The organism is Pseudoalteromonas amylolytica, assembly GCF_001854605.1.
Classification (GTDB): domain Bacteria; phylum Pseudomonadota; class Gammaproteobacteria; order Enterobacterales; family Alteromonadaceae; genus Pseudoalteromonas; species Pseudoalteromonas amylolytica.
In genome coordinates, this window is record NZ_MKJU01000028.1 from 181,941 (window position 1) to 193,202 (window position 11,262).

General features: G+C 43.0%; 9 protein-coding genes. All 9 read right to left on the reverse strand.

Annotated features, from left to right (window positions below; all coding sequences use genetic code 11):
• Positions 1-81 precede the first annotated feature (81 nt).
• The gene (locus tag BET10_RS14455) at positions 82-2,019 is read right to left on the reverse strand and encodes a flavin monoamine oxidase family protein (protein WP_070986308.1); all 1,938 of its coding nucleotides are present in this window, start codon (positions 2,017-2,019) and stop codon (positions 82-84) included.
• Positions 2,020-2,176: 157 nt separating this feature from the next.
• Positions 2,177-3,217 (reverse strand): S66 family peptidase, encoded by a 1,041-nt coding sequence (locus tag BET10_RS14460; RefSeq protein WP_205987539.1) that lies wholly within the window; start codon positions 3,215-3,217, stop codon positions 2,177-2,179.
• Positions 3,218-3,246: 29 nt separating this feature from the next.
• A complete protein-coding gene (locus tag BET10_RS14465) occupies positions 3,247-3,687 on the reverse strand; it encodes a nuclear transport factor 2-like protein (protein WP_070986309.1) in 441 nt (146 codons plus the stop codon).
• A 144-nt stretch (positions 3,688-3,831) separates the two neighbouring features.
• Positions 3,832-5,019, reverse strand: a complete 1,188-nt coding sequence (locus tag BET10_RS14470; RefSeq protein WP_070986310.1) for a LamG domain-containing protein — start codon at positions 5,017-5,019, stop codon at positions 3,832-3,834.
• A 264-nt stretch (positions 5,020-5,283) separates the two neighbouring features.
• The gene (locus tag BET10_RS14475; protein ID WP_070986311.1) at positions 5,284-7,848 is read right to left on the reverse strand and encodes a hypothetical protein; all 2,565 of its coding nucleotides are present in this window, start codon (positions 7,846-7,848) and stop codon (positions 5,284-5,286) included.
• 13 nt (positions 7,849-7,861) lie between these two features.
• The gene (locus tag BET10_RS14480; RefSeq protein WP_070986312.1) at positions 7,862-8,365 is read right to left on the reverse strand and encodes a hypothetical protein; all 504 of its coding nucleotides are present in this window, start codon (positions 8,363-8,365) and stop codon (positions 7,862-7,864) included.
• A 26-nt stretch (positions 8,366-8,391) separates the two neighbouring features.
• Entirely contained in the window at positions 8,392-8,889 is a 498-nt protein-coding gene (locus tag BET10_RS14485) for a hypothetical protein (protein WP_139158565.1), read from the reverse strand.
• Between the two features lie 29 nt (positions 8,890-8,918).
• Complete coding sequence (locus BET10_RS14490; protein WP_070986314.1) at positions 8,919-9,677, reverse strand: fimbrial biogenesis chaperone; 759 nt, start codon at positions 9,675-9,677, stop codon at positions 8,919-8,921.
• A 577-nt stretch (positions 9,678-10,254) separates the two neighbouring features.
• Positions 10,255-11,184, reverse strand: coding sequence for a diguanylate cyclase (locus BET10_RS14495; RefSeq protein ID WP_070986315.1), 930 nt, complete (start codon positions 11,182-11,184; stop codon positions 10,255-10,257).
• Positions 11,185-11,262 lie beyond the last annotated feature (78 nt).

Here is an 11,262-nt window from a genome sequence, read left to right on the forward strand (position 1 = left end):
TTTAAAGACAGTTTATGAGCTCAGTACCGATTAACTCAGCAAGTGCGCTGCAAGTCACCACCTGCAACTTGCAGCGTACGCTTAAATACCTTCAACCATAAGACGGGTATCAGGTAGAGAAGATAAATGAGGTATAGCTAAGTCGGGGCGCTCAACACGGCTAATCGCATTGAGTGCCGCAGCAATCGCGCCTTCTTGCCAGCCCGGTAAAGAAGAGAGTTGATCACCAATAACAAAAAAGTTGGGTTGTGTTTGACTATGACCCATATTAATACGACTGCCTTGTGCCAGTGCATTAAAGTGCGCCACCGCATTACCCGCATTACCCGCATTACCCGCATGCTTATCAACCACATGCTTATCAACCGCATGCCATTGCGCCCAACCACCTTTAATGTAGGGCACATTTTGCCACGCGATTGCAACCCCGTGCTCTAAACCTTCGCCAAAAGCATTGCCAAATAACTTGGCCCCAGCACGCGCCTTTTTCAACCGCTCGTCAATGGCTAACTTGCCCCATTCATAAGCGACCTCTGAAAAGTTATAAGCTCCGGTTAACACACCTTTTTGGTCGTGATAGTCACACGATGGATACCAGATCTGAACAATTTCATCATCGGTCCAAGAAATGCCGCCGAAAATAGGCACGACACCCACTTCTGAGTCTGGCACCGTCAGTACTTGTTCTTGGCAATGAGGCGGCGTTCTCATATCAACTTGGCTGCCTTGCCATAAATAACGATCCGCTTGCCAGCCAACTTTGGTTGTACAGGCGAGAAATTTCTCTTGATACAGTCCTTTATCATCAAAAAACTGCGCACTATACACCGCATGAAGTGCTTGTTTAAAAGGCTTATCTAGTCCTTTATCCGAATGAACATCCTGTAATGATTCATCAAGGATCTCTTTTAAAAACGGCAGCGCCATGTTCACAAAACAGTAGTCGGCGTAGTACACATCCAACTGCGTAGTGCCTATCTTGCTTACAGAAATCTTATATTGCTGGCAATCATTGTCCCACTCGATATGTTTTACTGGGCTATTCAAATGCACGGTGCCACCGAGTGCTGCAACCTGTCGAGCAAACGCATGTTGCACCTGATCCATCCCACCTACAGGTTGAAACAATGTTGCCTGCCATAAAAAGTCTACAGGTTGGTAGAAGCGAGTTTTGTCCCAAAATTGCGAGTCGAGTAAACTATTAAAACTTAAAGGCTCCGCTGTAACGCCGGCCTGTACACCGGGTAGTTCGGTAAAGCCTGCTCGCGTTTTACCATTTTCCAACCCTGCTTGCCCTGCCGTGGTCACATATTTACCATCTTCACTGAGTTCACCAAAGCTTATCATCAGCTCTTTGAGCTGTTTGGCACGCATTGTGATGTCTTGTGGTGCCACCTGACACTCCGTTGCCTGTATCAGCTGTTCAGCGTTGTCATAGACCAATTGTGCGAGCCAGCCACGAGTATTATGATCTAAACGGCGATACACCAAGGGCATACCGTTAAAGCTGTCTTTCATTTGTACCAGATTTGACTCACTGTTCATCACATAAACCTCTACATCAACCCCAAACTGCTTAAGGTATGAAAGTAAACGCTTATGACTTGATGGAATGCGTCCAGGCCCCGCATTGAGATATGGCTGATTATCACCTAGAGGTTGTTGAAAACGGACCACTTGGGTTTGTCCCGGTTTTGACTGAAATAGCTGACTGTCTTGATCTTCTGTGAGGGTATCACCCGTGCGCAAGCTTAAGCAGCGCCCTCCGGTGCGATTTTGCGCCTCCAGTATGGTCACGTCCATACCCGTTTTTTGTTGTAGCAGCTCATATGCCGCTGTTAATCCAGACACACCTGCACCGATAATAATGGCCTTTTTGCCAGCAAACTTACCAGCGGTAAGCTTGATTGGCCCAGGGGTGACTTTTAGTTGTTGATTGGTCGCACTATCAAGGGCTGCATGTGCTTTAGCCTTGGGGTGGCTATGTAAAAACTTAGCGCGTGATTGATGGTTATCCATGGTTGCTTCCTCCTAGGAAAATATGACAGAACAGTCCGTCATATCGCCGCTACTTTGCGGGTGCATGTAAAGCTAGCTCAGTAATCCCAAAAAGCGAATTACATAGCCTTACATAGAGCAAAGTGCGCCCAAGAAGGAATATTTCGGTTGATTGTACCTAACTCAACCACTGCCTGACACTTCCGATGCCGTTATCAAGGCTCACCTGTGCCATTGCTCCATTGAACAAGGTTAAATTAGGAGGCAAGTGGCCGATGTCCATGTCATAAATCACTGGAATAGAAAGCTCACTTACCACATCCAGCAAAGCTTGCTGTGAACTGATATCCTTAACGCCTTGTTCCATTTGGGCATTTCGTCCTATCAACAAACCATTAATTTGTGAAAACCCCCCTTTAAATTTAAGGCCCAATAAGGCGCGTTTTAATGCGGTGGGGGTCAACTCAGCGTTCTCTAAATACAACACAATACCATCATCACCATAGCGGTGTTGTAGTACGCTTAGGTCACAATATTCACTCCCAAGTAAATGCTGTAGAGTGTCCAAACAGCCACCGATTAACCGACCTCGGATAGTAGCTTGATTGCTGTATGATGTTGTTTTCCATGCATTTGGCTGTGTGGCGTTGAGCACGGTATGAGGATTATCCGCAAATGACTTGCCGTGTAATTGGTAGTGACTTGAGGCACGCTGCGTAAAATCATACCCTCGTTGCGCGTGCATCAGATGAGGAATTGTCGCAGCGGTCAAAGCTTCTGATTCATTGCCGATGAGCTGCATTAAATTTGCACAGTGTGCGGTGGACCAGCCTAATCGACTTGTCAGCGCTACAGCCACGGTACTGATATCAGAAAAGCCAAATAGCCACTTGGGCTTGGCCGTTTTTAGACGCTCAAAATCTAATAGCGGCAAAACTTCCATGGCAAACTCTCCACCCCAAGGAGGAGCAATGCCATCAATGCTGTCGTCGCACAGAAAAGTCATTAACTCTTGTGCTCTGTGCTGAGCTGAGGCACTCACATGCTGGTTATTTTCTTTTAAACATTCACCACTGATAACTTCAAACCCGCTATCACGCAGGTAAGCCAACGAAAGCTCTAGGCGTGGGTGAAAAGCCTCACTGACTCCAGCAGAAAATGCCGTGACAGCAATTTTACTGCCCGCTTTTAAAGCCGTTGGGTAAACTATCCTATCCATACAAATTTATGCTCACTTTCTTTTTGCTGTTATTTCCAGTATTCAATAATTTTGGAAACTTTAGGGCCTTTGAACTCGAAAACCGTTAAATGACTTTCAGGTTTACCTTCATATAATTGCTGACGCTCAACCGATACCGCATCGTGGCCTACTATCATCGTCACAATCTGGTAGCGTGGTGTTGTATATTGATACTGACCTGCCTTAAGAAACTTCACGTAATTGTTGTATAAATGCTGGCGAGAATAACGGCCACCGTACCCCTGATGAATATACTCAAAGTCCTCGGTAAAGTGCTCAAACAGCGCATCTACATCCGTAACTTGTGAGCCTGTCATCAAGATAGCGTTTTGTAAGGTATTCACTTCTTTTATTTTGCGTTCAAGCTGTTGCTTGTTTAGGCTGGCTATATCATCAGCGTAAACGCTCCAGCTGCATACAACCAACATCGCGAAAAGTAGTGACTTCATGTGTCTTCCCTAATTTTTATTATTGTTTCAGGTACATTAGCCAATTAACACAATCACTTCAACAAAGGTTTTATGTGCATATCACGCAATAAAATAAAATAAAGCTGGGGTATACAACCCAGCTTTATAGCAAGCACTTAGGTATTATTGCTCAACGGCATAATCCACACGGATCACACCATAGCGAACCCAAGAGTCAGCCGAGAAGCTGCCATGTTCGCATGTCAAAACCAACGTGTTGTGTGGATGACCATTGCTGTATGCTTCTGCTATGCCTAAGTCTTCGTACACGAATACGTCAACCAAGCCACCGTCTTTTGACAGCATCATCAGGTGAGTATTTGTCGCGGTACTGCCCCTCGTTGCGTTGATGATGCCCACTTTGCACTGCGGACTGACCATTTCATTTGCAAGGTGGTCAAACACAATACGCGCAATATATTTGCCTGGGTTCACAGGCAAATTACAGGTCATGATTTTACCCTGCGAAACTTCGTAGCTACCTCGGTAGGCGTGCGCAACCGGCGTCGATACATCATCTTCCATGCTGCAATTGGTCGCCGCAGGATAAAATAATGAGGTTGTATTGGGCTCAGGCTGCCATGAAATAGGCTCCTGTGCTGTGGGATCTGCCAACACTTGTATCTCTGTGTCGGTCAGTGCTCTGTGGTAGACTCGAATTTCATCCATTTGTCCATTGAGCATATCACCTGGGTGAGCCGTTACCCCATTTCTGTCAATTACAGCGCCGATTAGCATAAAAGTGCTGGAGTTGTTTAATGTTGCTCCTGCGCTGTTATTTGTTACATCTACAACACCATTGATGTATATCCTTGCTACCGAACCTGTGCGCGTAAGGGTTATATGATGCCACTGATTTGTCGCCAGCTGACTCGCCGTTCTGATACTAAAAGCGCCATTGGCAGCAAACGTGAGCCTGCCACTGTTAATATAAAACTGCCAAGCACGGTTGCTTCCGCCATTCCACTGCCACTGAGTCATCACCCGTGTGTAGGATGCGGTATAAGCGCGAGGATTGATCCAAAAACTAATCGTAAAGTCTTGGTTAGAGAAGTCCCATGCATCACTGTCAGCCACTTTGATGTGCCCATTTGCACCATCAAAACTGAACCCATTGCCAATCACACCTGCACTTGAGGACATACCGCCAACTAAGCTGCCCCAATGTGTGTTCACAGACACATCTTCGGCTTGGTCGCCAAATACAGCCCCAGACCAATACGCCATTAGCTTGTCAGTGCTAACGCTCGCCAAAGCACTTTGAATAAAAAGCAAAAAACTCCCACATAGTAATAGTGTTACCCGCTTCATAAATACATTTCCTTATATGAAAAGATTAAATACTGCCTTAAAAAGGCAGGTAAGTTGCGTTCAAAAATGAACACTCCACATACTACGCATTAATGCGTCCTGATTTATAGCTTTTCACATTTATTGTGTGAATTGTAAGTCGTTATTTGCCATAGCTCAGGCTTAATTTTGGCAATTACCCATTTTTCTATCGGTGACTGGCATATTAGATTTGCGCTAAACTCTTAAGAAAATCGTCCTGATTTGTTTATAGCTTTTAGCTGCTCACTCTTCATTACTGCTAACCTCGCGCTCTCGCAACACAATATCACTGACGTACATAATGAAGTCATCAGCACTTTGCGTGTCAATTGAGTGCTCACAGGGTGAACACGTTATATTGTTCTCATCAAGGTATTCTTTTGAGACGCGCAATGTATAGCGTCCACGCTTGATTTTATCGACGATATAAAAGCCATCTTTCTCCGTGTAAGCCACTCTAACAGGCGCACTGTTTGAGTCGAGATCAACAAGCTCCAAAGCAACATAGCCATTATGACGGCTCGCTTGTCCCGTTTTATCTAGCAAAATTATTTCCCCTTCCGCTTCATAAAACAACTGTAATGGGATAGCGACATCTACCCGGCCGCCTGGATGAGATTCGACTTGAATAGATGGATAAAGCGGAATTAAGAATGGGTTATCAACTTGCTCCGAGTTTACTTGAAATAAAGATGGGTCATACGCGTCCACCCCAAACAGGTGAGAACGCTCATCAATTTCTATATCTGCTGTAACGCTTGATCTCGCTTCTAACCTGACACCTGGAATGGTTTGTTCATTGAGCTCTTCATCCCACTTGCCATTATAATTTCCATCCAAAAATGCCCAGTTTTTTATCGTAGCACCATTGCGATATGAACGACTATTGAGGGTTTCAAACGGCGCTTTCGCATTAAATGAAAAGGCGATATTCAACCCCACTATGAGTGGTTGACTTTCTGATTTTGAGATTGAAAAACTACTAGAGAGCTTCCCCCACGATTTAGATAAACGCATATAGGTAGCAACTTTAGATTGTCTCGTAGAGTAAGAGGTTGACGCGGAAAAGCTATAACCATTGATGAGTTTTGAATAACTCAACGATAGGTAATCTTGATGTTGCTGTTGAAATTCTCTGGTCAGTGACAAGTTGACCGCTCCCCATGTACCGCTTGCCGATGTTACTAAAGTCACTCTATCGGCACTTTGACTGACAATTTTCTTATCCCAAGTCAGTAAAAAGCTTTTATCTACATCACTCAGCCCTAACTGAGAAATCACTGATTTCTCAGTTACCCCCATACCTGAAGAGTAAGAATACACAGATTGAAAGCGTCGCTTGTCATCAGTGAAGTAGTACCCTAACGTTTTCCTATTTTGTATATTGTCGTAAGCCTTGCTACGCGCTATTTGAAGGTCTAGTGAATGAGCTGAATTAACAACCCACTTGAGCCGGTTTTCATGTAACCATGCGTCAGCAAAGCCAATCTTACTCGACAGCTCAGAGCCATCTGGGCTGATAAACTCATAGTCAACAAATGGGACGTTGTAAGTACCTGAGCTAGTTTCATGCCATTCTACGCCCCCTCTAACAAGTTGTTCTTCATCAAACACATAACTGCTGCCAATCATGGCAAAACGATCATCGCGCGTTGAACGCGTTTTGTTTAACACATAGGCCCCTGCATCCATGTACACAAACTCAGGAGACCATTGCCCGACTTTTAAGCCTTTCCAAGTCGGCTTTTTAATTTCTTGGCGCGTTGTTTTGCCATCAGGAGCGATAATTTTAATGAAATATGACGTTTCAGAGCGCCTAAAATCCAGCTTACCTAATTCGTAATAACCACTTTCATCTGCCACAGTAAAATCCACCAAATAGTCCCCTTGGTGTAATTCTATTTCACTGCCAGGAAGGGTATATCCATTGACATTATCTCTGAGCTTTTGGCTACGTCGCGCATCTTGTCCAATGTAAAAACCTAAACCAGATGACACCGTTGGAATAAACGCTGACTGCGGTATTTTTATATCGCCAAACTCGTAACTCATCGGCGTTAATCCAACATCTAATTTGCGCGCAAAGATGGCACGACCATGTGGCTTTTGGTTGCTACTGGTACTTATTTGAATACTGCCTTGATGAAAAAAAAAGTCGCCCGTTGCTTGCGCATACATAGCTTGTTCTAGTTTATCTTTATTTTTTATCCCTAGGTTTATATCCAGATTAGGCGGCGTAAAAATTTCGTATCTATCACTTTTGACCAATACTTCTTTTTGTCGCTCTTTAATTGCTTCAATTAAGTTTTTACGTTGCTCACGTATAATTTCCTGAGTCTTGGGATGTTTACCGTCGGTAAAGATGGAGAGCCATTGCTTCGCGTGATTAAATTCATATTCTAAAGGAAAATCAGTAAGCACATTGATATTCAAATACACATCGCCTTCATCCACAAGAAATGCTTGGGCCTCTAACTTCCGGGAAATGGTTTGCCCCCAAAAGTCACCACTCAACAGGCGTGCATCACTGTCTAAGCTGAGCGTACAAGCTAAGTGCTCATTAAAGCTTGTTAAGGCAAGATAAAATTCTCTGTAATCGCGCGTCACTAGCTCAAGTTCAGAAGATATGATGCGATTATCAATTTTGAAGTCCGCAAAAATATAATCTAGGTAATCTTGTGCTGCAACCACAAAGGTAGCGCTCAGCAACAGTGCGGCACAAAAAAGTCTGGCTATTTTAAAAATCACGTTCGCGTTAGAAAAGGTTGGAAATGAGTTGATTAAAAGTGCTAGTAGAGTGGCCCCCACTAGCAATGCCTATTTATTGATATGCGGCAACAAAGTCGTAAGTAAACTGTTTAGCGCCAGCACCTTGTAATGCTGCATCTTTATCAGTTAGTCTGATTTGACCTAAGAAGTTTACAACCAATTCACCTTCATTATTTAGTTTGCCGTTTCTAAGCGCTGAATCATGAATAACGAAGCTCAGACCATCAACAATTTGCTCAGGTGCAGATGCATGCCATGTTATATCGGCATAAGGTACACCTTGAAGTGTAAATAATGCTGATTGACCTTCTGTCGCTCTAAAGCAAAGTGATTGTTCAGGCGTAGTAATCACATTTGGTTGTAGATAGTGCGCATTACAGATTGCACCAACATCCGTCGCACGGTTAACCGTAAGAGGTGGGAATTTTAATAGCTGGGTTTCTTCATAACCCAATTGAATTTCCTCAACCTGTAAATTGACATCAATTGTGTATTCTTGAGCACACGCTAAACCTGACAAAGTAAGTAATGAAGCAGTCATGAGTAGTTTTTTCATTTTGATTCCTTTTTAATGTTTTGGTGTTATTGATATGCCACAGACACATCGTAGAAAAACTGATAAGCATTCGTTTGTGCAGTACTTTTGTCAACCAAGGTAATAACGCCACCAGCAAAGAATGTCGCTTCCCCTTTCAAATCTAAAGTCAGTGGTTTGAGTACAGGTTGCGCACTCGAATTGGTTGAAAACCTTAGCCCGTTGATAGTCTGATCAGCCGTATGGGTTACTGTCACCGCCCCATTTGGCGCACCAGAAATTTTGAATTCTCCCATGCGGCCAATTTGGCCAGGGCAAAGAGACGTTTCATTAGTACCCGAGTTAACAACTCCGTAGACTTCACATTTCGCGCCATTTTTGGTTGCGTTATCGGCAATCAAATCGGGAAACTCCATCGATTTGCGCTCAGTGATTTCTAACGGGGTACTTTGCGCTTCAAAGTTAACATTGATACCAAACTCTCTGGCGCTCACGTTCTTTGTTACTATCAAAGCTAAAAATATAAGTGATATTATTTTTCTCATGCTGCTCACATCCATATTGTCCAACCACATTAAATATTTGATTGAAATTGAATCTCATTGCCTTGTTCAAGGCTTTCAAATACAACCGATAAAGGCTGTTTTGACTCATCCGCTGAAATGGTCGTATTAAAAGTTCTTCGCTGAAGCTCTGGGTAAATACTCACCTGATTAACACGATATAACTCTTTCCCACTCATATCTTTGACAACCAAGTTGCCACTATATGAGCCTAAGCCTTCACGTTTAAACGTCAGTGATAATGTCTTTGTGTTTTTGTCTACAAAGTGCTTCTCCAGCACAACGCTGGCCTTTTCTTCATCTGGATAATTGCGCACAAACACAGGGATCACATACTTGATGTTAGGCTGAATAAAAACGCCAGCTACTTGCTTCGCTACTTCTGTTTTTATTGCCTCGATGAGTAGATGTGAGCGAAACTCACCACGCTCTTTTACCCCTTTTTTGATCAATTTGATACGTGCGAAGCTGTTTGGTGGAATATCTCGCACAATCCTTGGACCTACACGTAAATACTGTTTCGCTGAATAGGTATATTCCTCTACAGGTACTAAGTTACCCTCTTGGTTCATTTCCATTTCAGTCAACAGGATCCTATAACTTTGTAACCTGTTAGATTCGTTATAAATCTTTAATTCCGCTCTGCGATCATCTTGCTCAAAAACAATACGCGATTTATTTAGTTTGAAGTTATTTGCATTGGCGTTTGGAATAACCGCAAAAAAAAGAATAATGAAAGTAACAAAACAGGCATTCAAAACAAGTTTCACTCAATTAGCTCCATATAACTGTTTTTGAAAATTGGATAAATTCAGATGTACTGTTTATAAAAATATATCTGATAGCGGTACGGACAGTGTACCCTAATTGAATAAAAGTGCGAGTACCTTAAAGGGTAAAATTGCATCACTTTGCGCTAAATCATAATTTTTATTAAAAATTTCAACACGATAACTTTGTCATCATTGTTGAGTTTATCAAACCAATACTTTTACCCCCTCCATGTTATTCCCGTAAAATGATGGCGCTTGAGTAAATTTCAGACACAAAAAAAACCTAACATCAAGATGCTAGGGATTCCTAAAAAGCGATTTGAACCGATTTTTACTACATCATACCGCCCATATGGAGCTTAACCCTTTGTTTTAATAAGACTATTCATATGGGAGAACGTGATGATACCCCAAGAGTGAAATGCAGGCTAAATTTATTTATTTTCAAACAGTTATCTACATATCAGTTCATTGAATATCATACTCAAAAGGTGGCCCTTTACTTTACGCTATGAACCGTTCTGACTTATGGAATTACAATACCTCTATGTCTCCCTGCATTGTGAGCCAACCCCTACACATGCACTTCAACCGCATCTCTGCCTTTTTGTTTAGCTCTATACAGGTAGTTGTCTGCCAGTTGCAGAAGCTTTTCGCCTTTGATGTCTTGGTTTGGTGTCGCAACGGCGCAACCAATACTGATTGTTAAAATACCGAAGGGTGACTTTTCGTGTGGAATAGCCAGTTCTCGCACTTTTTTGTTGAGCATGTTGGCTACGTGAGCAACGCCGTTGTGATCTGTATCAGCAAGTAACCCTAAAAACTCTTCGCCGCCATATCTAAATAACAGATCAGACGGGCGGTGCAAGTTATCTGCTATGGTTTGTGCTACCAGCCTTAAAACCTCATCGCCCTTTAAATGGCCGTAGGTATCGTTATATAGTTTGAACCAATCTACATCTATCATTAGAGCACCTGTCGGTAGCTTATTTCGCTCACCCAATTGCAAATATTTTGGTAACAGTTGAGCTAACAGGTTTCTGTTATTTACGCCAGTTAACCCATCAATGTATGAAAGGCGCTGTAGCGCTTCTGTTTGGTGCTTATAATTTAAATGTATTTTTACGCGATTTCGTAATGTTATTCCGTTTATTGGCTTTGCGATAAAATCAGAGCATCCCGCATCCCAGCACTTATTTTGTACCGTTTCGTCCTCACTTGAGGTGACCATGATGATGGGGATATGCTGAGTGTCTTGATTTCTTTTAAGCGCTTGGCAAGCCTGTAGCCCAGACATGTGTGGAAGCACGAGATCCATCAGAATCAAATCAGGCGGTGTCGCTTCACAGTGAGCAAGTGCCGCTTCGGCACTATCTACCACCGTCACGTTAAACAAGGTGTTTAAGCAGCTCTCCATTAGCGTGCGGTTGACTGGCTCATCATCAACAATTAACACGCGAGAATCTCTAGGGTGCTTTATTATCGGGCTGCCAAGATAAGTCACTTATTTTTACCTGCATAGAATTGTTGCCACACAAACTAGAACCTTTGATATATGCAGCTAGAATAAAATGAGTATAGC

Bases quoted from the DNA above. Each gene is read 5' to 3' on its own strand.
- BET10_RS14470 (WP_070986310.1), bottom strand. From the start codon at position 5,019: ATGAAGCGGGTAACACTATTACTATGTGGGAGTTTTTTGCTTTTTATT.
- BET10_RS14485 (WP_139158565.1), bottom strand. From the start codon at position 8,889: ATGAGAAAAATAATATCACTTATATTTTTAGCTTTGATAGTAACAAAG.
- BET10_RS14460 (WP_205987539.1), bottom strand. From the start codon at position 3,217: ATGGATAGGATAGTTTACCCAACGGCTTTAAAAGCGGGCAGTAAAATT.
- BET10_RS14455 (WP_070986308.1), bottom strand. From the start codon at position 2,019: ATGGATAACCATCAATCACGCGCTAAGTTTTTACATAGCCACCCCAAG.
- BET10_RS14465 (WP_070986309.1), bottom strand. From the start codon at position 3,687: ATGAAGTCACTACTTTTCGCGATGTTGGTTGTATGCAGCTGGAGCGTT.
- BET10_RS14480 (WP_070986312.1), bottom strand. From the start codon at position 8,365: ATGAAAAAACTACTCATGACTGCTTCATTACTTACTTTGTCAGGTTTA.